Raw genomic sequence first — 22,480 nt, 5'->3', positions numbered from 1 at the left:
GAAACGTCATGAGTCAAAATAACGACCCTCAAGGACAAAAGCCTTGGGACAAAAAGTTTTCGGAGGATAACGGTGAAGTATCTCGTACAGCTAATCGCAAGCGTAACAGCCATAATTCATTAATTACAGCATTGCTTGTCCTGGTTATCATTGCGTTAGCCGCAGTACCAACCTGGTATTACCTGGCTCACATGAATACATTCAATCATCCTCAGAGCGCGGCCGTGTCGGTCTCCTCATCTAAGAAAAAAACGAGTAGTTCATCTGTAAAAAAAAAGACAGTCTCAAGCAAGTCATCTTCTGTGAGCTCAGTTAGTGACACCACGAGTTCGACTGATACAACATCCGTCAGTAGTGTCACAGATGACAGTAGTTCTGTAGCCACGACACAATCCAGCGATAATACTGTTAGCTCAGATGACACCAGTTCGTCTTCAAGCCAAAGTAGTTCTAGTAGCTCAGATAGTGGCAATAAATATGTCACAGTCGAAGCTGGTCAGGGTTTGTACCGTGTCGCAGTTAATAACGGATTGTCTTTGCAGCAACTGTTAACACTAAATGGACTTTCAAGTTCGTCACAAGTTGCACCAGGACAGAAGCTGCGTGTTAAATAACAATGAAATTAAACTAAGAAATGTCTCATTTTAGTAATAACCTAAACTGAGACATTTTTTTGTGTTTCAACATTCGGTATAATGATAAGGTTCGAGAATGTGTATAGGAGAGGACAAGCATGAATGATTCTGCTGTAAATGGCATTCAGATTGCCATTGATGGCCCGGCTTCAGCTGGGAAAAGTACGGTTGCTAAACTCGTGGCCGCCAAATATGGATACGTTTATCTTGACACAGGTGCAATGTATCGGGCGATTACATGGGTCGCACTGCAACAGAATGTTCAACTAAATGATGAACTCGCTGTAATGGCCGTTGTCGATAAGACACCGATTCATTTTGCGGCTGGTTCGCCGGATCAACTCGTTTTTGCAGGTGATCAGGATGTCACAAAGGCAATCCGTAGTGAGAACGTTACTAATAATGTCTCAACAGTAGCTGCATTACCGCAAGTGCGGGCTGCCTTAACTGCGCAAATGCAAAAGATTGCTGCGGCAGGTGGTATTGTAATGGATGGCCGTGATATTGGCACAACGGTCTTGCCTCATGCCCAAGTAAAAATTTTCTTGGTTGCCAGCGTTAAGGAACGTGCACAGCGACGTTATTTGGAAAATCAGAGTAAGGGCATTGAGGTTTCACTTGAGACATTGGAAGATGAAATTCAGGCTCGTGATTACAAAGATTCTCATCGGGAGACGTCACCATTGGTTCAGGCCAAGGATGCTCAACGTTTAGATACGACTTCACTGTCGGTTAAGCAAGTGGTCGAACAAATTTCAAAGACCGTTGATCAATATTTAAATCATCAAGGTTAGGCTTATTACTGGTATTTCGTCGGTAATTCGATTATTATGTTAAATAGATATTGTCACTAGGAGGATTTTTTGATGAGCGAAAGCGAAGACAACAAAGAATTATTAGATGCGTTAAATAACGCAGGCCAAGTAAACATTGGCGATGTCGTTAAGGGTGAAGTATTGGCCCTTGACGAAGACCGACAAGCAATTGTTGGTATCGGCGACACCGGGGTTGAAGGTGTCGTACCAGTAAAGGAATTAACTTCTGATTCAGATTCATTAAAAGTTGGCGACGTCCTGGACTTAGTTGTCATTTCACGAATTGGCAACGATAAAGAAGGCGGCAGTTACCTGTTATCACAACGTCGTTTGGAAGCCCGCAAGGCTTGGGACAACATTGAAAAGGAATACCAAAGCGGCGACAATTTGGATGCTACTGTTACACAAGTGGTCAAGGGTGGCTTAGTTGTTGATGCTGGTGTTCGTGGATTTGTTCCCGCATCGATGGTTTCTGATCACTACGTTGAAGATTTAAACCAATTCAAGGGTCAAAAATTAACGTTTAAGATTGTGGAAATCGAACCAAGCGAAAACCGGTTGATTTTGTCTCACCGTGCCATTGTTGAAGCAGAAAACAAGGCAAAGCGTGAAGAATTATTTGCAACTCTTGTCGCTGGAGACGTTGTCGAAGGTACAGTTGCACGTATGACTGACTTTGGTGCATTCGTTGACCTTGGTGGTGTGGATGGTTTAGTTCACGTTTCCGAAATCTCATACGAGCATGTTAATAAGCCAAGTGATGTCTTAAAGGTTGGCCAACAAATCAAGGTTAAGGTATTGAATGTTGACCCTGATCGTCAACGGATTTCATTATCCTTGAAGCAAACACAACCTGGTCCTTGGGATGACATCGAAGAAAAGGCTCCGGTTGGTGCCGTTCTTGATGGAACTGTTCGTCGTTTGACTGACTTCGGTGCATTTGTTGAAGTGTTCTCAGGTGTTGAAGGTTTAGTTCACATTTCACAAATCTCTCACGAACACATTGCTACGCCAAATGATGTGTTGAAGGTTGGACAAGATGTTAAGGTTAAGGTTCTGAATGTTGATCCTGAACAACAACGTCTCGGTTTATCCATCAAGGCATTGGAAGAAAAGCCAGCCAGTGAAAATAACCACGAAGAACACGAAGATCGTGGTGCTTCCCGTAATGATGTTCAAAATTACTCAAGCGATGATGATGGTGGTTTCACCATTGGTGATTTGACTGGTAACGATTTAAACAAATAGGTTGAATTAAGCTACCATGGATTCCTCCGTTTTGGGGGAATCTTTTTTTATGGTAATGCGATGCGATGTCTTCTAGCGGGCGGATTGTTGCGAAATATGTGACAATTGCGTACACTAGGACACGATATTGAACAAGAACAGGAGGAAAGCTATGGCTAATCCAACAGTGGCCATTGTTGGCCGACCAAACGTCGGGAAATCCACTATTTTTAACCGTTTAGTTGGTGATCGAATTTCCATTGTGGAAGATACGCCGGGGGTTACCCGTGATCGTATTTATTCATCTGCCGAGTGGCTCGGTCGTCACTTTAATTTGATTGATACTGGTGGGATCGATCTGTCAGATCAACCGTTTAGTGTGCAAATCACCGAACAGGCAGAAATTGCGATTGATGAAGCTGACGTAATCGTCTTTTTGGCGAGTGCGGTAGAAGGTGTCACCGACGAGGACGAACAGGTCGCAAAGATTTTATACAGAGCTGATAAGCCGGTCTTATTAGCCGTAAACAAGGCCGATAATCCAGAACAACGTCAACAAATTTATGATTTTTATACACTTGGATTTGGCGATCCATACCCAATTTCCGGTGCTCATGGGACTGGTTTGGGTGATTTATTGGATGCGGTGGTTAAAGAATTTCCAACCGATGCAGCTAACGATGAGGATGACAGTATCCGTTTCAGTTTGATTGGTCGGCCTAATGTCGGTAAATCATCCATTGTTAATGCTTTGTTAGGCGAAGATCGGGTCATCGTTTCGGATGTTTCCGGTACTACTCGTGATGCCGTTAACACGAAGTTTACAGATCCCGATGGCGATGAGTTTACCATGGTTGACACCGCTGGGCTTCGTAAACGTGGCAAAGTTTATGAAAACACAGAACGGTATTCTGTCATGCGTGCGATGAGTGCAATTGATAAGAGTGACGTTGTGCTGGTCGTTTTGAATGCTGAAGAAGGTATTCGCGAACAGGATAAGCACGTTGCCGGGTACGCACACGAAGCTGGCCGGGCAATTATCATCGTTGTTAACAAATGGGATACGCTGACCAAGGACGATTACACGATGGCTAATTTTGAAGCAGAGATTCGTGACCAGTTCCAATATTTGGACTATGCACCGATCGTGTACGTGTCTGCAAAGATGCACCAACGTTTGGACAAGTTACCAGCTTTAATTAAGCAAGTTAACGAGAACCATCGCAAACGAATTAAGTCTTCGACGTTAAATGACGTGATTACTGACGCAATTGCAACAACACCAACACCGACACAAAACGGGCGTCGGTTACGTGTCTATTACGTCACCCAAGTTGCAATTCAGCCACCGACATTTGTCTTCTTTGTTAATGATCCGGAGCTGATGCATTTCTCATATCAGCGTTTTTTGGAGAATCAAATTCGTAAGGCGTTCGACTTTACGGGGACACCAATTCACCTAATTCCGCGTCAAAGAAAGTAGTTGCATCAGTCAAATTAGAACGATTCAATCACTTTCATTATAAAAATAGCCAGAAACACTGATTTAACAAGGGAAAATGCACTTTTTTGCTTGTTCAAACGATGTCTGTGTGGTAAATTGAATGTTGAAATGATGCGGTTGACCGTTATTGTTTCGCCGTTTCTGGACCACTCAGAGATGGCTACTAGATGTTTACATAATTAAACGTCTAAGCCCAAATCCGGAGGTGAAATCTCACATGGCAAACAAGGCACAATTAGTTAACGATGTTGCAGCAGCAACTGGTTTAACCAAGAAATCAGCAACCGAGGCTGTTGATGCAGTTTTTGACTCAGTTCAAAAGAGCTTAGCTAAGGGCGACAAGGTGCAATTGATCGGCTTTGGTAACTTCGAAGTACGTTCACGCGCTGCTCGTAAGGGCCGTAACCCACAAACTGGGCAAGAAATCGAAATCCCAGCAAGCAAGGTACCTGCATTCAAGCCAGGTAAAGCTTTAAAGGATGCCGTTAAGTAATTTATTACTTGATGGATGAGGACTCGGAGAAATCTGGGTCCTTTTTTCTTTTCCCAAACTAATTGTCATAGTTTGCTTGAGATAGTGGTTATCTTGGCACTTACGGTTGTCAAAATCGAATGCTGCCATGAAACCGGTCCCAGGGAGCAGTGTTTCTGGTCGATGCAACGATACTCGCACTATTACCGCAACACTATCAGTGCGTTTGCTGGTGTTAAACGCCGGATAAGGGTATAATGATATGTCGATATTAGGAATTAAGAGGAGGCCGAAACATGAGTGATACGGATAGTTATTCGGTTCAAATGCTCGATGCTTTACAAAGCGGTCAGGTAGATAAATCAAATAAATTATTTGCGTGGGCATTGCGTAAAGATGATGACGACACTTTGTATAATTTGGCTGAACAATTATATGGCCTAGGTTTCAATAAAAAGGCGCAACGGATCTATGAAAAATTATTAAAAGATTACCCAGATGAGGACGAACTGAGAACGAGCTTGGCCGACATTGCGATTGATGAGGGGGATACGGACGCTGCAACTAATTATTTGGACGCAGTCTCACCAGATTCTGACGCGTATCTACAAAGTCTGTTAGTGGCGGCTGACCTCTATCAATCAGAAGAGTTATTTGAAGTTAGCGAACAAAAATTATTAGCAGCCGAAAAAATTGCACCAGATGAGCCCGTGGTGTTGTTTGCGCTTGGTGAATTCTATTTCATGATGCGTGAATATCAGAAATCAATTAACTATTATTTGGATTTAATCAAACGTGGTATTCCAAAGATGGAAGACGTGGACTTGGTTTCCCGCATTGGGGTTGCCTATGCTAATTCGGGTAAATTTGAACAGGCCGTCGGTTACCTTGAGCAGATTCATACAGCCGATATGACACCGGATGTTCGTTTTCAACTTGGTTTTGTGTATACGCAACTCAAGGATAATCAAAAGGCGATTCACACATTTGAACAGTTGCATGACGAGGATCCTTCATATTCGTCACTGTATCCGTATCTTGCCCGTGCACTGTCTGATGATAATCAGGTTGAGGCAGCCTACAAGGTCGCTCAGGAAGGTTTAGGTGTTGATGAGTATAACCAGGACCTCTTTGGATTAGCTGCGAATTTGGCGCTTAAACTGCAGGAAAATGAAGCTGCTGAGGATTACCTCAAACGTGGTTTAGCGCTGGATCCTGATAATCAGACGCTCATGGTCCAGTTGAGCAACTTGTACGTTCAGTCTCATCACGATCTAGCAAATGTCGATTTGGCCACGCAGTACGTTCAGCGTGATCAAGTTGACCCACAAGTGTACTGGAATTTGGCGGTTTCATACGTTCGTTTGGAAAAGAATGAAGAAGCGCAAACTTACTATGATGCAGCACGGCCTTACTTTGAAGACAATCCTGACTTTTTAAAGCCAGCATTCTTCTTCTACCGTGAGCAGGGCCAGCCCGAAGTTGCGGTTAATTTGCTCCGGAACTATCTGAAGTTGCAACCAGAGGATGAAGAAATGGTTGCCGCCTTGGAAGATTACGAAGATCAGGGTTACTAAAAATAATTTAAAAAGCGATTCATCGAATGATGACACCTCAATAGGTGGTCTCATGTTGATGAATCGCTTTTCTTATGCCTGAATCTGTTGCTGTAGTTCTTGATAATAACGCAAACTTTGTGGTGTCAGTCGCAATGCCTGCGCGAGCGTTTGATTGTCGTCATGACGGTGGCGTTGCAGATATACAATAATAAAGGCTGTTATGAAGTGACCCCCTGTCAAGAGCCGAACTCCAATTTTTTTCGATTCCATCATTGGCACTAACAAACTTCAGATGCCCCTGTCTCTCGACATTTAACCACTCTGTTATACGAGGATTGGCTACCTCAGGTTAATGGTCCTGTCGAAGGCGTTGTAATCTCGGTTCGTGGATCACAGATCGACGCTAATGTGTATGGCCATACACATTAACAACCTGTGCCATAAAGTCTTTATCGCAATTCGCCAGACCGTTATGCGTCTGAAGCTTGTTGCTACCAACATGGATTCGTCGTGGCTGGGTTCGGTTGTCCTAATACCTTGTTGTTAGTTTAATCCGCAATTCCTGTACCATCTGTTTAATCGGCAATGCGTCCGGTCTCCATACCCCAAATATAGCCAGCCAGTTTTCTTGCAACTGCCGTAACGGCCACGTTATATGGCTTCCCAGCTTCAATCATTCTGTGAAAAGTTCGCTGAAGATGAGCCGATGCCCGGTCCGCATAGCTAATGACGCTGGCATCTTGTCCTACTTGCCGGGCCTTTACTAGCCGCCCTTTATAGCCGACGCGTCCCTTTACCAGAGCTTGACTAGCCTCAACCAGCGTCGTCCGAACAACGGAGTTGCCTTGCTTGGTGATTGAACCCTTGTGCGTGTGTTCACCACTGGAATGTTCCGATGGATTTAGCCCGGCATACGACATAAACGCTGGTGCACTTGGAAACCGTTCAAAGTCCGAAATCTCAACTTGAATCGTCATGGCATTCATTGTTGAAAGGCCCTTCATGCAACACAGCCGGTTCACTGGTTGTTCGTAACGTTCCTGGTGCGAGAATTTTTCAATCAGCTGGTCGTAACGCGCGATTTTTTCAATCAGTTCCGCCAGCTGAATCAAATATTCATCTACTGCCAGTTGGAGCGTATCAGACAACTTCAAAGATTTGATCCACTCAATGTGGGCTTGTGTCCATTTGGTCTTGGTACCTTGGTACTGAAAGCCATGCCGCAAAATTAAGGCGCCAAGCTGTTGCTTAATGCGGGTTGCGGACTTCTTCTGCGTATTACGCATCCGCATAAATTCTTTGACGTCATCATCTTCTTCATCCGGAATGTGTACGGAGCGGTATGTGTTAGCGGCCAGATTACGGGCAATCATCTTCGCGTCCATCTTGTCATTTTTAATCCGCTTATTCTTACCGGAGCTGTACATTGTCGAAGGCGCCATAATCACGCAGTTAACGCCAAGTATCTGTAATGACTTGCTTAGTGAGAAGCCTAGAACACCGGCCTCATAACCAGTCAGAAATTCGGTTCTCGGTCCAAGTTCCTCCGATAAGCGATCAACAAACTTTTCCACTAGCTTAGGATCCGACGCACACTTAGTTTCCCGGATGATTTCACCAGTGTCTTTATCTAATGCACAGAGACTGAAGCTTGCTTTGTGGACATCCATACCTACGTAAACTACACTTGTCATTGTGGTGACCTCCTATTGTCTTATGGGTAGGGTTGTGTGTTCTTCTTCTAAAGACATTATCAACCTGAATCCCCGAGTCGACAATCTAGGGGGTCACTTCATATTATCTTGGTGCAACGCACGCGGCGAAAGTGAGAATCCCAGGCGTTCTTCATCAGCGTCCAAGTACTTATGTAGCGCGGGTAAAGTCAACTGGGGGTGTTCTAGGTCGAGGCGTTGTTTTAAAAACAGATCCTGTGATTGCTGCTTTGCTTGTAGTGGCGCAATAAAGCGCTGATAGGCACGAATAAATTGCCGCTCAAACGGTTTCCACTGTAATGTGGCGAATGTTTTGTAAAAACCTGGTTGTAAAAATTCAGCAGCTGTAAATCCCTGATTAATGAGTAACAGACTGAGTCGTGTGTAAAAACTCAATTGCCCGTCCTCGACGATTTCACCAAGTTCATCCAGCCACTTGATCGTCACCTTGGTGGGCTTTGCCAATGTTTTGCCGTGCATTGTTAAAGTTGGCAATTCTTGCATGAGGTGATGTCCAAAGGCCCATTTAAAGTAATTATTTAGGTGAGACAGCAACTTGTTATAGGTGTTGGGATTAATAGTGTGGTGCGTTAGACGATAGCTCAAATAATCCTGAACATCGTGCTCGAAGATATTGGTTAATTTCGGTGCTGTTGCGAAACCGGTATTATTCTGCATCAAGTAATCAAAAAGGGCTCGTAAATCCCCGTGATATTGATTAATAGTGGCTGATGCTAAACCATTTTGCTTTAAATGAGATTCAAATTCAGTTTGGTACGGATACACTTGATTAGTCATAAATGTCCTTTAAATATATGGGAATTGAAATTTAGAAAAGTGAACGACGTTTGACCACCTTATATGAAAAGCCTTCGCCAATATTTTGCTGTACTGGCAAGATCGACATAAAGGCATGGTCGTCAATTCGTTCCACAATTCGGCGCATCGTCTGAACCTCTCGCGGGCTAATGACGCAATAGAGCATTTTACGTGGCGTGTTAGTAAAGCCACCCTCAGCGTCTAAATACGTTACACCGCGCTGTAACTCAGCAATGATGGCAGCAGCGATATCCTCATTTTTGTCGCTCATAATCATAATGGCACGGGCTGCGTATGCACCAGACTGGGTAAAGTTAACAATTTGCGTAAAGACAAACGAACACAACAATGTGTACATCATGTGAACAACGTCGATGTAGACCAATGAGGCAGACAAGACGACAACATCTTGAATCAACAGGCTACGTCCCATCGGAACACCGCTCTGCTTTTCAAAAATACGGGCAATGATATCGGTACCACCCAGCGTGCCACCAGAACGGTAAACTAAACCACAGCCGAAGCCGCCCATAATGCCGGCCAACGCGCCCGCAATGAACAGGTCATGATGAATATTGATGACAATGGGCACGCGTTGCCATACCCACAACCATATGGATAGCATGGTAATTCCAAAAACAGTGTATACAAACGAACGTCGGCCTAGTAAGCGCCAACCGATTAATAACAAAGGTACGTTGATGGCAAACGTGGTGTAAGCAGGGTTTAAATTAAAAAGTGCCCGCAATATCAATGAAATCCCGGCAACCCCACCGTCGGCGAGTTTGTTTACAATGTTAACGTACACTAGTCCAAATGCGTATAATGCTGCGCCCATCGCAATAAAAATAAAATCGCGTAACCTCATCGTTTCATCTTGTCTCATTATGGCCCCCAATGATCCATGAATAATTTACTATCACTAAAGATAGCAGACCAATTGAAGTTTAGCCATAGTGTATCAAGGTCATATTTCTGCTAGAATGAGTGGTAAATAGTTAATGAGGGGATGGCATAACATGCGTTTAGCACAATTGCCGCAAGAATTCGTGGGTGCGCAACCCATTTTAGCGACGCTTGAGGCCGCCGGTTACGAGGCTTACTTTGTGGGCGGCTCTGTCAGGGACACCATTTTAGGTAAGCCTATTCATGATGTGGACATTGCTACCAGTGCATATCCAGAAGAGGTCAAGGCGTTGTTCAAACGGACGGTGGACACAGGTATTGAACACGGCACCGTCATGATTTTAGATCACGGTAACGGATATGAAACAACGACATTTCGGACAGAGTCTGGCTATCAAGATTATCGCCGTCCAGATAAAGTTACGTTTGTCCGTCACTTGGAAGATGATCTTAAACGACGTGACTTCACTATTAATGCCTTGGCCCTTCGTCAGGACGGGGAAGTTATTGACTTGTTTGATGGATTGAGTGATTTGAAGGCAGGCGTCATCCGTGCTGTTGGGGATCCAGAGGCACGCTTTGGCGAAGACGCTTTGCGGATGATGAGAGCAGTTCGTTTTGCCAGTCAATTAAACTTTAATATTGAGGCTAAAACGTTAGCGGCCATCCATACGCACGCACATTTATTAAGCCAAATTGCGGTTGAACGAATTCATGATGAGTTCGTCCGGATGATGTTGGGCACGGCTGCTTATCGCGGGTTGACCGTAATGATTCAAACAACACTGGCAGATTATTGCCCCGGTTTGGTTGGTCATACGATTGATTTATCTACAATTGCGACAGTGCCAAAATTGGCACCTAAAAACGAGGTCGAAGTATGGGCCATGGTCGCATTTCATTTGGGGCTGTCATATCCAGATACGGTCGAATTTCTGCAAGCTTGGAAAACGGCCAATCACATCATTAAATCAGCCAACCAAGCGCTTCATTTGGCCTATGCACAACAGTATCATGGTGTTACCAAACAATTGTTGTTTGCAATGACACCAGATACGATTGCTGCAGGCACCAATGTGGCAAGAATGAGCGGCTATGGTCCGGATGATCCAAACGAATGGTTGACGCTTTACAATGCGCTACCCATTCAAGATCCGCATGATTTAGCTTTGAGTGGCGCTGACTTGATTAAAAAAATGGGTTTGACACCTGGTCCCGCAGTTGGTGAAACGCTTCAAAAAGTTCAAAATGCCGTTATTGACGGCAAGGTTAATAATGACGTCGATGCGTTACTTAAGTATGTTCAGGAAAAGATTCTGACAACAGACGATGCATCGACGAAAAAATGACGTTGTCACTTGTACATTTTGTCAGTGAGAACGGATAGGGATAGGACGGACAGAGAATAAATCATGCAGACATTACGAGCAGAGGCATTAACGAGTGTCTACGGTGAAAAAACACTTTTTGATAAGATTTCTTTTTTAATTGGTGAAAATGACCGGATTGGCCTGATTGGTACAAATGGTAGTGGGAAAACATCTCTTTTGAACACGATTGCTGGTGTTGACCCTCAGGACTCTGGCACAATTGAAACACCAAATGATTACCGGATCAGTTATCTCCGGCAGATTCCTGACTTGGATGATTCGTTATCCGTTATGGAAGCGGTATTTGCCGGTGCGCAGCCTGTATTCGCAACCATTCGTGAGTATGAGCAATCGTTGGCCAAATACAGTTTGCATCCGGAAGATGAAAAAGCGCTGGCTCGATACACACGAGCTGAGACAAAAATGAATCAGGAAGACGCATGGCTAGCGGAAAGTAACGTCAAGACTATTCTGACGCAATTGCATATTACCGACTTGGATCAACAGGTTAAAACATTGTCCGGTGGTCAGCGTAAACGGGTAGGATTAGCGCAAGTGCTGATTCAAGCGCCGAATTTACTGTTGCTGGATGAACCTACCAATCACTTGGATTTTGATTCCATTGACTGGCTGGAAAAATATTTAGCAAGTTATCGTGGTGCTGTTCTTGTCGTGACTCATGACCGCTACTTTTTAGATGCCGTGGCAACACGAATTTTTGAACTGTCGTTTGGCCAACTTTACGAATATCAAGGTAACTATCAGGCATTTGTTGGGCAGAAAGCCGAACGCGTTGAACATGAAGTGGAAGCCGACCGCAAACAGTCGCAGCTCTATAAAAAAGAGCTCGCATGGATGCGCACATCGCCGCAGGCCCGTAGTACAAAACAGCAGGCACGAGTTAACCATTTCAATGACTTAAAGGACAATCTCAATACCTTGCAAGTTGACCAAGATGTTGATATTAACCTAGGTCAGCAACGGTTGGGTAAGAAAGTGATCATTGCCAAACACGTTAATTTGCAACTTGGCGATCATAAATTATTGAATGACTTCAACTTATTGATTCAGGCTGGTGATCGGATTGGAATTACCGGAGTTAACGGGGCTGGTAAGACTAGTTTGCTAAATGTGTTAGCACAGCGTCTGCCAGTTGATAGTGGCACGGTTACGATTGGTGAGACCGTCAAGCTTGCTTATTACACACAACAAACTGAACCGATTCCAGGCGATAAACGGGTTATTAGTTACCTGAACGAAGTGGCTGAGACCGTGACTGATAAAGATGGCAACGAGATCAGCACAACCAACCTATTGGAGCAGTTCCTCTTTCCACGGTTTATGCATGGCACGTTAATCCGTAAATTGTCCGGTGGTGAAAAACGTCGGCTTTACCTGTTGAAGCTACTAATGGAACAGCCAAACGTACTCTTTTTAGATGAACCGACTAATGATCTGGATATTGGAACGTTGACTGTCCTTGAAGACTACCTTAGTAAGTTTGCTGGCACCGTTATCACGGTCTCACATGATCGTTATTTCTTGGATAAGGTTGCTGACCAGTTACTTGTGTTTGATGGGCATGGCAAGATTGAGCATTTTATTGGCCAATTTAGTGATTATTTGCAACAGCAGACACAGTCTGAGACACGGCAACATGAAGAAAAAGCATCAACAAGTGAGTCATCTACTAAAAAAGATGAAGCTGCCGCGACCGATGAACCGCAAACGAAGACTAAACATAAGTTAACGTATGCGGAACAAAAAGAATGGGATGGCATCGAAGGCAAAATTGATGAGCTTGAGCAACAAAAATCGGCAATTAGTACTCAGATGAATGAGAACGGCGCCGACTATGGTAAATTGGCCGATTTGCAAAAACAATTTGAAGAGACTGATTCGGAATTGACCAAAGCCATGGAACGTTGGGATTATTTAAGTCAGTTTGTTTCTGAATAAATGCTTTATTTGAACTATCATGACGTTAACGCTTAGGCATCAGGTGAAAGGAAGCAAAGATATGCTGGAAGACGCGTATTTACAACTGGAACGATATGTTTATGAACACGGCACCGTTAAGTCAGATCGGACTGGCACAGGAACCAAGTCAACGTTCGGTTACCAGATGCGGTTTGATTTAAGCGAGGGCTTTCCGTTATTGACCACTAAAAAGGTACCGTTTGGACTCATAAAAAGTGAGTTACTCTGGTTCTTGCATGGCGATACTAACATTCGGTTTTTACTCGAACACAAGAATCATATTTGGGACGAATGGGCCTTTCAACGCTATATTGACAGTGCGGATTACAAGGGACCTGACATGACCGATTTTGGTCGCCGCATCTTAGTTGATCCAGAATTTAATGAACGTTATCAAACAGAAAAAAAGCATTTTGACGATCAGATTTTGCATGATGATACGTTTGCTAAACAATATGGTGAGCTCGGTCTGGTGTACGGTGCGCAGTGGCGCAAGTGGAAGACATCCACGGGTGAAACAATTGACCAGCTAGGCAATGTCATCAACATGATTAAACAGCATCCAGATTCACGACGATTGATTGTGTCGGCATGGAATCCAGAAGATGTGCCAACCATGGCCTTGCCACCGTGTCATACGCTGTTCCAATTTTATGTCGCGGATGGCAAGTTATCCTGTCAGTTGTACCAGCGTTCGGGCGACATCTTTTTAGGCGTGCCGTTTAACATTGCCAGTTATGCCTTGTTAACTTCGATGATTGCGAAAGAATGTCACTTACAAGTGGGTGAGTTCGTTCATACGCTTGGGGATGCACACATTTATCTCAACCATTTGGACCAGGTTAAGGAACAGCTGTCCAGAACACCGCGAAAAGCCCCAACATTATGGCTCAATGATGAAAAAGACAGTATCTTTGATTACGACATGCACGATATTAAGGTAAAGGATTACGATCCATTGCCTGCAATTAAGGCGCCCGTTGCCGTTTAGACCCATGACTAACTTTTGACAGGAAGTGACTGTGTTTTGCTTACATTAATTTGGGCCGAAGATCAGCATCATTTAATTGGTCGTAACGGCCAGTTACCATGGCATTTACCGGCCGATGCTCGTTACTTTCGTCAGCGGACGACGGGCAACGCGGTAATTATGGGCAAACGGACATTTGAGTCGTTAGGCAAGCCGTTACCAAACCGAAAGAACCTTGTGTTGTCGTCAACTTTATCTGAGCAGCCGGGAATTTTGTTGTTTCCCATTTTAGCTGAATTAGCTAATTGGATTACGCATCATCCAGATGATCAGCTGTTTGTGATTGGCGGTGTTCGTTTATATAAAGAACTGATGCCAATGGCAGATCGGTTGCTAGTTACAAAAATTGACGCGACGTTTGACGGTGATACGTATATGCCAGCGGTCAACTTAGATGATTGGACACTGCAATCCACTGAGAAGCATGCAGCTGACGATAAGAATCGGTGGCCATACGCGTTTCTAACGTATGTTCGCCGTCCACACGCCTAAGTAAATAAAAATGCTATGCAAGCGTCACACATCCGATAGATGGTGAATCTTACATAGCATTTTTTGTCGGCGCATTAAGCGTAAAACAAGATCGAGAAATACATGAGGGCTGAACCAAACATAACAAATAGGTGCCAAATGACGTGACCAAACGGAATTTGTTTGAAACTGTATATAATCGCGCCAACTGTAAATGCCACACCGCCGCCGACGAGCAACCAAAAACCGGTAAGCCCTAGGCCGTGATACAACTGAGGAAAGGCAAACAGACACATCCAGCCCATAACTACGTAAATAACCGTAGAAACAATGTTGAACCGGCCTAACCAAATAGATTTATAGACAATGCCGGCAATCGCCATGACCCAGATAACACTGAGAATGATCCATCCCCGAACGCCTCGAATAACCAATAGGCTATACGGCGTATACGTGCCTGCAATTAGCAAATAAATGGCACTGTGGTCAAATACCTGAAAGACGTGTTTCGCCTTTGTAAACACGAGGGCGTGAAACAAGGTTGATGATAGGTAGAATAGGATTAAAATACTGCCATAGATCGTAAACGTCACGACTCGCCAAGAAGAACCAGTGTGGACGGCGCGAATAATTAAGATTACCAGACCGGCAATGGCCAATCCAAATCCAATTCCGTGAGTGATCGCATTAAAAACTTCGTTGACGATGGTATATGTACGTGAATGCTGTTGTTGCATGTTAAAACTCCTAACAGTTCGGTGGGTTTCCGTAGTTGTTTGCGAAAGTATAAAATCGGCAAAGAAACCCGCTGTTTTATGAAATTAATGGCAAAGTTTGTTATACTTGTAACACTTATTCATTCATGCTCTACATTGTAGCATGCTCATTCAAAACAGTGCAGAGTAGATTTTAGAAAGCGTGGGATTTCGAGCTATGGCTAATGTAAAAATTGTAACTGACTCATCAGCTGGTTTAACCGAGGATGAAATTAAAGAGCATCACATTAACATCGTCCCACTGTCAGTTATGATTGATGGTACCGTGTACGTGGAACGGGAAACCATCACTAATGAACAATTTATGGAAAAAATGATTGATGCAGATACGTTGCCTAAGACGAGTCAACCACCGTTGGGGAAATTTGTCGACTTGTTTGACGAACTGGGCAAGGATGGTTCAGAAGTTGTTTGCATTACAATGATGGAGTCAATTTCAGGCACCGTTGATGCTGCTCGCCAAGCGGCACAATTAACCTCTACAAACGTTAAGGTTGTAGATTCACAAACGACTGACCGGGGCTTGGCTTTCCAAGTGTTGGCTGCTGCTGAGGCTGCAGAAAACGGAGCTACCCCTGATGAGATTGTGGCTAAAACGATTGAAGTTCGTGACCACTCACGTCTGTTCATGGGTGTGATTAAATTGGATAACCTAGTTGCAGGTGGTCGCATTAGCCGTGCTGCTGGCTTGGTGTCTAATTTATTGAATATCAAAATTGGTTTAGAAGTGATTGATGGCAAGATTGAGGTCACCACGAAAGGCCGTGGCATGAAGACCATTACCAAGTTTTTGGACATGGCCTATGGAGAAATGCAGAAGGCTGGTCATATTGCCAGCATCGGGGTTTCTCATGCTGGTGCACCAGAGACAGCTGAAAAAATTGCTAGTCACGTTCATGAGCTGTTTCCTAACGTACCGGTCGTTGTTCGGCAAACGGTGCCAATCATTGCAACGCATGCAGGTCAAGGTGCTTTTGCATTAATGTATTACACAGACTAGACAGCATCATCGAAATTATTAGTACTGTTTATCCAGGCCAGTTACTTCTTCTGGTCAACTAATTGTCAGTAAAACGAGTTGGTTGAGCCTGATTCCCGGTGGTTTCGGAAATTAGCCCTCAACTTTTTTATTAGTTTGCAAACGTCCAAAAAATTAATTGATCATAAGATTGATTGATAGAAAGGAGCGATCAATGAAATTTTTTAAATGGTGGATTAGAGCTTTGCTAATTGTCGCCATTGTGGTGGCACTTGGGGCAACCTGGTGGCTTTATCAAAGTAGCCATGAAGCAATGCAACCGCAACGACGCACACAACCAAGTCAGTTAGCGCCTAACGTTACCAGGAGAACGTCCTCAAAGGACAGTTCGAGTAGTAAGGGTACGAGCAAGTCACATAAACAAACGACTAACAAATCAAAAAGTAAGACTCCTGCCAAACGTAAAAAGGTGACCGTTGTGGCCCTCGGAGATTCTTTGACGCAGGGTGTCGGTGATCAAGCTAAGGACGGCGGCTACGTTGGTCAAATTAAAACGAAATTGACCGATAAAGATCAGTTAAACGTGACGACCCATAACTACGGAAAAGCCGGCGATCGTTCCGATCAAATTTTAAAGCGGTTAAATCAGTCGCCAGCAATGCAAAAACAGGTTGCTAATGCAGATGCCATTACGATGACAGTCGGTGGTAACGACTTGATGCAAGGATTACAAACGGCTACTCTATCTGGCAAATCCACGGTGACTCAGATGGATGCCGTCGTTGCAGCAACTCAACAGAAGTATGCCACAAAGCTCCTGAGTCTCCTGACGGCAGTTCGTAACTTAAATACAAATGCGCCGATCTTTTTGTTTAGTATTTACAACCCGGTTTACGTTTATTTTGCCAACGTGGATCAACTAAATACTTATATCACCGGCTTTAACCAGGTCACAAAAGCAACGGCTAACAATATCAGTAAATTATATTTCATGAATATTAACGAACGTCTTTCGTACGGTCAATATGATACTGTTGCAAAGCGGTCTGCTTTGGCTGCCAAGGATGCTAAGGCAAATAATAACAATAGCTTTGACGGTCAAAATGTCGAAAAGGCGCTAGTCGGCGGTTCTACTGGTGAATTGAATGATTATTTATCGCCGGCAGATCATTTTCACCCGAACCATTTGGGATATTCAAAAATGACTGCCACGCTGTATAAGACGATGCAGGATCATCAGTCCTGGATGCCCAAATAAATTTTTGACCATTTTCACCGCAACGGAGGTTCAATAAATCAGTATGCAAACAAGGCAGGAAGTTAAACCAAAACACCAACGCAACTGGTGGAAAATTACTGCAATCACGTTGATTAGTCTCATTGTGATTGCCGGGATCTGGGTCGGTGTTGAAGCAACAAAGCCGATGCCGGAGCCTGCTGAGGTAACTCGCCCAGTGCAGCAATCAAATGCCACATTTCAGGTGCAGCTTAATACTAAACAGGTGAATGCACTTGCGGATTACTACATTAACAACACGAAAGATAATAAGTATCATTATCGTTTTGTGATTAATAAACACGCAATGCTATACGGGACAACCAAATTTCTAGGTGTTAAACTAACGTACGGATTGATTATGGATCCTAGTGTTACCAAATCTGGTAATGTTAAACTCCATGCCTCTAGAATGGCAATTGGACGGCTTCAATTGCCTGTACACTTTGTGATGGGATTTGTCGCTCGTCATTACAAATTTCCAAAGGGTGTCAGTGCCAACGCTAAAACGGACACGGTGCTATTGGATTTGCATAAGATGGGACCACGTCGTTCTTTAGCCATCCGGGCTGAAACATTAGACGTGAACAGCGGCACATACATTTTCAAGGCAGGTATTCCAAAGAGCCAGTTTGATAAAGAAGTTAAGTAAGCAAGATGATATGTCCATCGGGCTTCAGCAATTAAACAGATCAAATGAAAGGAGCACTATCATGCGACGTAGTTTTTACCAGTACCTAATGACGCAACGCAATGCAGAAAGTTATGAACCAGTTGCTCAATTTGCTAATAACGCATTTTTAGACCAAGCTTTTCCCAAACAGTCTCAGAACTTTGACGATGTGTCCCGCTACCTTGAGTTAAATGGTAACTATCTGCAAAGTATGGATGTGTTCGACGAAGCCTGGCATATGTATCAGGAATCGGAATTATAGAGTGTACAATTAGTACGAAAATAATTTGTTCAAAATGAAAAGGTGCCGCTCAAAGGTTTGATAACTTTGAGTGGCATCTTTTTGATTTTGCAACCTGAATTGAATTCGAAATCTAAGCATCTGCGTTGTTAATAGTGCGGTTTGCTTTTTCAATCAGCGAAACAAATTGTAAAACACTTTCCATTTGTTTGTCAGTTAGTCCACCCATTTTAAAAGGCAAATCATCAGAAATGCCGAGCAAATAATCTGAAGATGTATCCAGGATATCGCAAATTTTTACGAAGGTTTCTAGTGACGGATAGGATAATCCTTGCTCGTAAGCTGATACTGTTCCTTTACTAACTACTAATCGTTTCGATAAGTCCATTTGTGTCATTCGTTTTGATTTCCGAACTGATTTGAGCCTTTGACCAAAAAAATCTATATGCATTAATTTTACCCTCCGTTCAGGGTAGCAAACAAATGTATGTAAAATAATGGTACTTAGTACAGCTTGTATTGATATTTTTGATTTGATTTGCTAATATTATCGGTATAGCATATCGCTATAATTAGTAGCTAACACCTAAGGGGAGAACAACATGGAAAATTTAGTAGCAAAGGCCAAGAAGAGACCTTCATTAGTAGCCGGTATTGTTGTCATTATTCTGGTTATTATCACTATTGTCGTAGTATCAAGGCCAAAAAGATTGAGTGGTACATATTCACATACAACAGATTTGCTTATCGCTAAAAGCACTGACCGTTTGACTTTCGAGGGAAATCAAGTCATAGAAAATGAAGGACAAGACTACGAGAATAAAGGGACTTATCAAATAAAAGGGGATCAATTGAAAATGACCATAAAGGGTAGCACACTGTCCGCAACCCTTTCATCCGATAAGAATTCATTTACTGTAAACTCGAGTTCAGGTCTTGAAGGATTACTCGCAGGAACAACTTACAAGAAAAATAATTAATGTTTTGACTCTACAAGTTGCTATTCATTTTTAACTATTGTGACATGTGTTGAACAGAATTAAAGAAAATCACTGAATACTTTAGTCAAGTCAGAAACTAGTGAGGAAAATAATGTCTGAAAACAATCTACCAGCAAACCTGAATTTATTTAACTATGCGGAAACACCTGATTTTGATAGCTGGGACAAAGGCGCGACTGCAAATGAAGAATACGAGCAGTCAATGAAAAGTAATAAAATGTGGCGCCGAATCCGGCCGTTTGCGATGTGGGCCGCGATCTTTTTTGGCATGGGTGCATTTGGTCAGTCAGCAGTTTTGGGAATTTTAATTTGGGTGATTGCAATCCTTTTAGCAAAACGTAGCTTAGCCGGTCACATGCTGGATAACGCAGAAAATGATGCCAATGCAAAACTAAGAGAAATACAAGGTGAACACGCTGAATTATGTGCCAACAACGTTGCCAAAAAGTTAATGATCGGGCAATGGTCATGGTTTCGATCTGGTCGTGAAGCGTTAATTTATAGTGGTGAACGATTTGCATATTTGAATGCGGCTCAAGGTTCCTTAGTTGCTTACAACAACACGAATATAAAGGAGGTTACTCGTGAACGGTTACATACTGGTACACATACTGATTCAAGTTCGAACACTGTAGGCGGTGGTACAGAGATTGGTAATAGTGGCATTGCTGTTGGTGGCGCTAAGACAAATACATCATCTGATACTACCGACTTTTATGAGTGGCACTTCGATATTCTGACTGATTTTTTAACATATCCGAAAGTTTCTTTTGTGTTGGCAGACAGCCCTAATACGGAAGACTTGATTGGTGAAGCCTATGCTATCTTAAAACCTTAAAATATGGCAAATAATTAATCTACAAGCTTAACACTGACATGTTTAGTCCTTGAAAAGGCCTCAATTCTTTTTCCAATTTAGTTGAAACAAAAAAGGAGTCTACCATGAAAAAGTCTATTGCTCTAAGCGTCATTTTTTTAAGCGCTCTTATGCTGAGTGCGTGCAGTAACAGTAGCTCAAAAAGCACCAATGAAAAATCGAATTCAATGTCTGAAGTGAAAAACAATTCAAAGTCTAGTTCGGTACAAAAGGTATCTTCCGACCCGGAGGAACAAAGTTCTAGTGAAGATAATTCTTCTAGTGAGTCCTCATCCTCTGACACAAATACCAAATCTAGCGAACTAGACTTTACCAGAATTACAGATGGCAATTTTAATGGGCTTTCCTATAACTGGCAGGAAGTGGCGGTTGCTGGAACAGGATTACATGGTGATCAGGGTCTCCAGTGGTCTCAAGATCCAGCCGATTTAACTAATCATTTAAACATTAGGGACGACCAAATTAGTGATGGGTCAATCAGATTGGACAAGATTGGCATAGAACAGGATGGTAATGATCTCGACGTAGTTTATAGCGAGCAACATGGTGTTTTAACCGCAGCAATAAAAGATGATGAAGTTGAAGACGCTGTTCACAATGCAACTGTTAAATTTTATCCAAAGGGTGTTTCAATCGATTCTCAGTTTAACAACGGAGTTAAAGATGATACTTCGACAGACAGAATTGTCTTTTGGACTAGCAATAATAGTTACACGGAAATTTTTGCACACAAGTAGATGTGAAACCTCGCTTTAAAGAACATTTTATTTGCTGAGTAGGGGGATTTTCATACTTTTTCTATTTCGCCGACAATGCCATTTGTACAAACAATCAGAATCTCTAAAACTGTTCGTCATGTTGTATTAGATGAAGAAAACTTGATATTTAAATTTCACTAGGAGTGTATTATGAGTAAAAAGATTGCATTAGTGCTAACGATACTAAGCACATTTGTGCTCGCTTCTTGTTCCAATAATGACGTTAAGAGTAAGAGTGCTACACAGAATAGCTCTACTGTTAGTAGTTCCAAAGCGAGCCATTCTTCACATTCAACTACCACACAAAGGAAAAGCTATCCAAAAGCCAGCTCCCAAAGCAAAGTGTTGAAAGCAAATTACCAGAACTTTTTGTCAAATCTCAAAGATGTTTCTGCTGATTCTTACTACAAGGTGGCCCAAGCCTCTTATGATCCAGACTCAAGAACGCTACATTTACTCATGGCTGCAGGGCCAGAGTATGAACATGGTGATGAACTAAAAGATTCTATTGATCAAGCGCTCAAAGCTGGCAACGAATTTATTAAAGAATATAGTCCGATGCCACAAGACACTAAGCCGATTTTGGTCCAGGCCGAAGACACAAACGGTAAGCCATATGGTCATTCAAGTAATCTTGGTTCATTTGAGTACGATGTGGATGTTAACAACTCAGAAAATGAGAATGAATAGAAATGGTAATGACTTCTAAAATTTGGCAATTTTTTCGCGACTATCAAGAATATGTTACTGTGGCAAGAATCGATTCAATTCGTGCTAATAATATGACGCATTCGTAGGCGACCTTTTTTAAACGATAAAAATTTGTAAACTATTTTCAGCCATCGAAGCCTAAGATTGTAGGATTAAGGAAAGAAAAATATGAAAATTAAAAAAAACACGATTGTAATAATTGTTGTTATTGCCGTTGCAACAGTCGGTATGGGTATATACAATGCAATTCCGAAAGGATTGAACGCCACTTACACCAATATAAGAGGCGTTCAAAGAGCTGCAAGTGGCCTTGGCACGCAGAAAACAACAATCATACTCGATGGATTCAACTACAGGGAAGAGATTGAAAATAAGTTTAAAAGTCCAGTAACAAAGCAAATAACCAGTCGGCAGTACCATGCTTATCATGGTACGTTCACAACGAGCAAAGATGCCAGTGGCACTACCGTTAAATTCAAGGGTAGGATGAGCGACGAAAGCAAAACAGCAGTCATTAGCAACGATGGTGAAAAAATGTTAACTCAGTATGGACTTAAACTAAGTCAGCAGAAATAAAAAGTGGATTCAGTAGAAATCTTTACATGGATGTTTTTTGTCTTCCGCTTGTTATAAATACCATTACGTGACTGCTTAAATGAAATATTTATGTGCTTAGTGACAGTATGAT

Annotated in this window: 25 protein-coding genes; 19 read left to right on the top strand and 6 right to left on the bottom strand. The window is 42.8% G+C overall.

Going from position 1 to position 22,480, the window contains the following annotated elements; all coding sequences use genetic code 11:
- Positions 1–8 precede the first annotated feature (8 nt).
- The 6 genes from LROSL1_RS07015 to LROSL1_RS06990 all read left to right on the top strand — a co-directional run bounded on the left by LROSL1_RS07015 (position 9) and on the right by LROSL1_RS06990 (position 6,230).
- On the top strand, positions 9–614 hold the full coding sequence (locus tag LROSL1_RS07015) for a LysM peptidoglycan-binding domain-containing protein (protein WP_178914175.1): 606 nt from the start codon (positions 9–11) through the stop codon (positions 612–614).
- Positions 615–733: 119 nt separating this feature from the next.
- Positions 734–1,429 (top strand): (d)CMP kinase, encoded by a 696-nt coding sequence (cmk, locus tag LROSL1_RS07010; RefSeq protein WP_178914174.1) that lies wholly within the window; start codon positions 734–736, stop codon positions 1,427–1,429.
- Positions 1,430–1,501: 72 nt separating this feature from the next.
- Positions 1,502–2,698 (top strand): 30S ribosomal protein S1, encoded by a 1,197-nt coding sequence (rpsA, locus tag LROSL1_RS07005; RefSeq protein WP_017261923.1) that lies wholly within the window; start codon positions 1,502–1,504, stop codon positions 2,696–2,698.
- A 151-nt stretch (positions 2,699–2,849) separates the two neighbouring features.
- The gene (gene der / locus LROSL1_RS07000) at positions 2,850–4,160 is read left to right on the top strand and encodes a ribosome biogenesis GTPase Der (protein WP_178914173.1); all 1,311 of its coding nucleotides are present in this window, start codon (positions 2,850–2,852) and stop codon (positions 4,158–4,160) included.
- Between the two features lie 238 nt (positions 4,161–4,398).
- The gene (locus tag LROSL1_RS06995; RefSeq protein WP_017261921.1) at positions 4,399–4,674 is read left to right on the top strand and encodes an HU family DNA-binding protein; all 276 of its coding nucleotides are present in this window, start codon (positions 4,399–4,401) and stop codon (positions 4,672–4,674) included.
- Positions 4,675–4,949: 275 nt separating this feature from the next.
- Positions 4,950–6,230 (top strand): tetratricopeptide repeat protein, encoded by a 1,281-nt coding sequence (locus tag LROSL1_RS06990; RefSeq protein WP_178914172.1) that lies wholly within the window; start codon positions 4,950–4,952, stop codon positions 6,228–6,230.
- A gap of 72 nt (positions 6,231–6,302) precedes the next feature.
- On the opposite strand, the gene LROSL1_RS06985 is transcribed toward LROSL1_RS06990, so the two are convergent.
- The 4 genes from LROSL1_RS06985 to LROSL1_RS06970 all read right to left on the bottom strand — a co-directional run bounded on the left by LROSL1_RS06985 (position 6,303) and on the right by LROSL1_RS06970 (position 9,629).
- On the bottom strand, positions 6,303–6,452 hold the full coding sequence (locus tag LROSL1_RS06985) for a hypothetical protein (protein ID WP_178914171.1): 150 nt from the start codon (positions 6,450–6,452) through the stop codon (positions 6,303–6,305).
- Positions 6,453–6,787: 335 nt separating this feature from the next.
- On the bottom strand, positions 6,788–7,906 hold the full coding sequence (locus LROSL1_RS06980) for an IS110 family RNA-guided transposase (RefSeq protein WP_178913808.1): 1,119 nt from the start codon (positions 7,904–7,906) through the stop codon (positions 6,788–6,790).
- A 93-nt stretch (positions 7,907–7,999) separates the two neighbouring features.
- Positions 8,000–8,722, bottom strand: a complete 723-nt coding sequence (locus tag LROSL1_RS06975) for a site-specific integrase (RefSeq protein WP_178914170.1) — start codon at positions 8,720–8,722, stop codon at positions 8,000–8,002.
- A 31-nt stretch (positions 8,723–8,753) separates the two neighbouring features.
- On the bottom strand, positions 8,754–9,629 hold the full coding sequence (locus tag LROSL1_RS06970) for a YitT family protein (protein WP_017261918.1): 876 nt from the start codon (positions 9,627–9,629) through the stop codon (positions 8,754–8,756).
- A 133-nt stretch (positions 9,630–9,762) separates the two neighbouring features.
- Between LROSL1_RS06970 and LROSL1_RS06965 the strand changes: the two genes are divergently transcribed.
- The 4 genes from LROSL1_RS06965 (at position 9,763) to LROSL1_RS06950 (ending at position 14,521) form a co-directional block, all read left to right on the top strand.
- A complete protein-coding gene (locus LROSL1_RS06965; protein WP_178914169.1) occupies positions 9,763–10,998 on the top strand; it encodes a CCA tRNA nucleotidyltransferase in 1,236 nt (411 codons plus the stop codon).
- Positions 10,999–11,061: 63 nt separating this feature from the next.
- Positions 11,062–12,978: an ABC-F family ATP-binding cassette domain-containing protein gene (locus tag LROSL1_RS06960; RefSeq protein WP_178914168.1), complete on the top strand. Its 1,917-nt coding sequence runs from the start codon at positions 11,062–11,064 to the stop codon at positions 12,976–12,978.
- A 61-nt stretch (positions 12,979–13,039) separates the two neighbouring features.
- A complete protein-coding gene (locus LROSL1_RS06955; RefSeq protein ID WP_178914167.1) occupies positions 13,040–13,990 on the top strand; it encodes a thymidylate synthase in 951 nt (316 codons plus the stop codon).
- 36 nt (positions 13,991–14,026) lie between these two features.
- A complete protein-coding gene (locus LROSL1_RS06950; RefSeq protein WP_017261914.1) occupies positions 14,027–14,521 on the top strand; it encodes a dihydrofolate reductase in 495 nt (164 codons plus the stop codon).
- 74 nt (positions 14,522–14,595) lie between these two features.
- Here LROSL1_RS06950 and trhA read toward each other — a convergent pair whose 3' ends face one another.
- On the bottom strand, positions 14,596–15,237 hold the full coding sequence (gene trhA / locus LROSL1_RS06945) for a PAQR family membrane homeostasis protein TrhA (RefSeq protein WP_178914166.1): 642 nt from the start codon (positions 15,235–15,237) through the stop codon (positions 14,596–14,598).
- Between the two features lie 196 nt (positions 15,238–15,433).
- On the opposite strand from trhA, the gene LROSL1_RS06940 reads away from it, so the two are divergent.
- The 4 genes from LROSL1_RS06940 (at position 15,434) to LROSL1_RS06925 (ending at position 18,466) form a co-directional block, all read left to right on the top strand.
- On the top strand, positions 15,434–16,276 hold the full coding sequence (locus LROSL1_RS06940; RefSeq protein ID WP_017261912.1) for a DegV family protein: 843 nt from the start codon (positions 15,434–15,436) through the stop codon (positions 16,274–16,276).
- Positions 16,277–16,469: 193 nt separating this feature from the next.
- The gene (locus LROSL1_RS06935) at positions 16,470–17,513 is read left to right on the top strand and encodes an SGNH/GDSL hydrolase family protein (RefSeq protein ID WP_178914165.1); all 1,044 of its coding nucleotides are present in this window, start codon (positions 16,470–16,472) and stop codon (positions 17,511–17,513) included.
- A gap of 43 nt (positions 17,514–17,556) precedes the next feature.
- Positions 17,557–18,183 carry a YpmS family protein gene (locus LROSL1_RS06930; protein WP_178914164.1) on the top strand — a complete coding sequence of 209 codons (627 nt, stop codon included), beginning with the start codon at positions 17,557–17,559 and terminating at the stop codon, positions 18,181–18,183.
- 61 nt (positions 18,184–18,244) lie between these two features.
- Positions 18,245–18,466: a YozE family protein gene (locus LROSL1_RS06925; protein ID WP_017261909.1), complete on the top strand. Its 222-nt coding sequence runs from the start codon at positions 18,245–18,247 to the stop codon at positions 18,464–18,466.
- 112 nt (positions 18,467–18,578) lie between these two features.
- Here LROSL1_RS06925 and LROSL1_RS06920 read toward each other — a convergent pair whose 3' ends face one another.
- On the bottom strand, positions 18,579–18,896 hold the full coding sequence (locus LROSL1_RS06920) for a helix-turn-helix domain-containing protein (RefSeq protein ID WP_017261908.1): 318 nt from the start codon (positions 18,894–18,896) through the stop codon (positions 18,579–18,581).
- 151 nt (positions 18,897–19,047) lie between these two features.
- Between LROSL1_RS06920 and LROSL1_RS06915 the strand changes: the two genes are divergently transcribed.
- The 5 genes from LROSL1_RS06915 to LROSL1_RS06895 all read left to right on the top strand — a co-directional run bounded on the left by LROSL1_RS06915 (position 19,048) and on the right by LROSL1_RS06895 (position 22,368).
- Positions 19,048–19,425 carry a hypothetical protein gene (locus LROSL1_RS06915; protein ID WP_161003163.1) on the top strand — a complete coding sequence of 126 codons (378 nt, stop codon included), beginning with the start codon at positions 19,048–19,050 and terminating at the stop codon, positions 19,423–19,425.
- Between the two features lie 112 nt (positions 19,426–19,537).
- On the top strand, positions 19,538–20,284 hold the full coding sequence (locus LROSL1_RS06910; protein WP_178914163.1) for a hypothetical protein: 747 nt from the start codon (positions 19,538–19,540) through the stop codon (positions 20,282–20,284).
- A 104-nt stretch (positions 20,285–20,388) separates the two neighbouring features.
- Entirely contained in the window at positions 20,389–21,060 is a 672-nt protein-coding gene (locus LROSL1_RS06905; protein WP_178914162.1) for a hypothetical protein, read from the top strand.
- A 171-nt stretch (positions 21,061–21,231) separates the two neighbouring features.
- Positions 21,232–21,771 carry a hypothetical protein gene (locus LROSL1_RS06900; RefSeq protein WP_178914161.1) on the top strand — a complete coding sequence of 180 codons (540 nt, stop codon included), beginning with the start codon at positions 21,232–21,234 and terminating at the stop codon, positions 21,769–21,771.
- A gap of 189 nt (positions 21,772–21,960) precedes the next feature.
- Positions 21,961–22,368: a hypothetical protein gene (locus LROSL1_RS06895; protein ID WP_178914160.1), complete on the top strand. Its 408-nt coding sequence runs from the start codon at positions 21,961–21,963 to the stop codon at positions 22,366–22,368.
- Positions 22,369–22,480 lie beyond the last annotated feature (112 nt).

The organism is Furfurilactobacillus rossiae (genome assembly GCF_013394005.1).
Classification (GTDB): Bacteria; Bacillota; Bacilli; order Lactobacillales; family Lactobacillaceae; genus Furfurilactobacillus; species Furfurilactobacillus rossiae.
The sequence above is the reverse complement of the archived record's forward strand: the minus strand, read 5'-3'. Positions and strand labels throughout refer to the sequence as shown.

What these genes read in the sequence shown, in the direction of transcription:
- LROSL1_RS07015 (WP_178914175.1), top strand. Translation starts at nt 9, where the DNA reads ATGAGTCAAAATAACGACCCTCAAGGACAAAAGCCTTGGGACAAAAAG.
- cmk (WP_178914174.1), top strand. Translation starts at nt 734, where the DNA reads ATGAATGATTCTGCTGTAAATGGCATTCAGATTGCCATTGATGGCCCG.
- rpsA (WP_017261923.1), top strand. Translation starts at nt 1,502, where the DNA reads ATGAGCGAAAGCGAAGACAACAAAGAATTATTAGATGCGTTAAATAAC.
- der (WP_178914173.1), top strand. Translation starts at nt 2,850, where the DNA reads ATGGCTAATCCAACAGTGGCCATTGTTGGCCGACCAAACGTCGGGAAA.
- LROSL1_RS06995 (WP_017261921.1), top strand. Translation starts at nt 4,399, where the DNA reads ATGGCAAACAAGGCACAATTAGTTAACGATGTTGCAGCAGCAACTGGT.
- LROSL1_RS06990 (WP_178914172.1), top strand. Translation starts at nt 4,950, where the DNA reads ATGAGTGATACGGATAGTTATTCGGTTCAAATGCTCGATGCTTTACAA.
- LROSL1_RS06980 (WP_178913808.1), bottom strand. Translation starts at nt 7,906, where the DNA reads ATGACAAGTGTAGTTTACGTAGGTATGGATGTCCACAAAGCAAGCTTC.
- LROSL1_RS06975 (WP_178914170.1), bottom strand. Translation starts at nt 8,722, where the DNA reads ATGACTAATCAAGTGTATCCGTACCAAACTGAATTTGAATCTCATTTA.
- LROSL1_RS06970 (WP_017261918.1), bottom strand. Translation starts at nt 9,629, where the DNA reads ATGAGACAAGATGAAACGATGAGGTTACGCGATTTTATTTTTATTGCG.
- LROSL1_RS06965 (WP_178914169.1), top strand. Translation starts at nt 9,763, where the DNA reads ATGCGTTTAGCACAATTGCCGCAAGAATTCGTGGGTGCGCAACCCATT.
- LROSL1_RS06960 (WP_178914168.1), top strand. Translation starts at nt 11,062, where the DNA reads ATGCAGACATTACGAGCAGAGGCATTAACGAGTGTCTACGGTGAAAAA.
- LROSL1_RS06955 (WP_178914167.1), top strand. Translation starts at nt 13,040, where the DNA reads ATGCTGGAAGACGCGTATTTACAACTGGAACGATATGTTTATGAACAC.
- trhA (WP_178914166.1), bottom strand. Translation starts at nt 15,237, where the DNA reads ATGCAACAACAGCATTCACGTACATATACCATCGTCAACGAAGTTTTT.
- LROSL1_RS06940 (WP_017261912.1), top strand. Translation starts at nt 15,434, where the DNA reads ATGGCTAATGTAAAAATTGTAACTGACTCATCAGCTGGTTTAACCGAG.
- LROSL1_RS06935 (WP_178914165.1), top strand. Translation starts at nt 16,470, where the DNA reads ATGAAATTTTTTAAATGGTGGATTAGAGCTTTGCTAATTGTCGCCATT.
- LROSL1_RS06930 (WP_178914164.1), top strand. Translation starts at nt 17,557, where the DNA reads ATGCAAACAAGGCAGGAAGTTAAACCAAAACACCAACGCAACTGGTGG.
- LROSL1_RS06925 (WP_017261909.1), top strand. Translation starts at nt 18,245, where the DNA reads ATGCGACGTAGTTTTTACCAGTACCTAATGACGCAACGCAATGCAGAA.
- LROSL1_RS06920 (WP_017261908.1), bottom strand. Translation starts at nt 18,896, where the DNA reads ATGCATATAGATTTTTTTGGTCAAAGGCTCAAATCAGTTCGGAAATCA.
- LROSL1_RS06915 (WP_161003163.1), top strand. Translation starts at nt 19,048, where the DNA reads ATGGAAAATTTAGTAGCAAAGGCCAAGAAGAGACCTTCATTAGTAGCC.
- LROSL1_RS06910 (WP_178914163.1), top strand. Translation starts at nt 19,538, where the DNA reads ATGTCTGAAAACAATCTACCAGCAAACCTGAATTTATTTAACTATGCG.
- LROSL1_RS06905 (WP_178914162.1), top strand. Translation starts at nt 20,389, where the DNA reads ATGAAAAAGTCTATTGCTCTAAGCGTCATTTTTTTAAGCGCTCTTATG.
- LROSL1_RS06900 (WP_178914161.1), top strand. Translation starts at nt 21,232, where the DNA reads ATGAGTAAAAAGATTGCATTAGTGCTAACGATACTAAGCACATTTGTG.
- LROSL1_RS06895 (WP_178914160.1), top strand. Translation starts at nt 21,961, where the DNA reads ATGAAAATTAAAAAAAACACGATTGTAATAATTGTTGTTATTGCCGTT.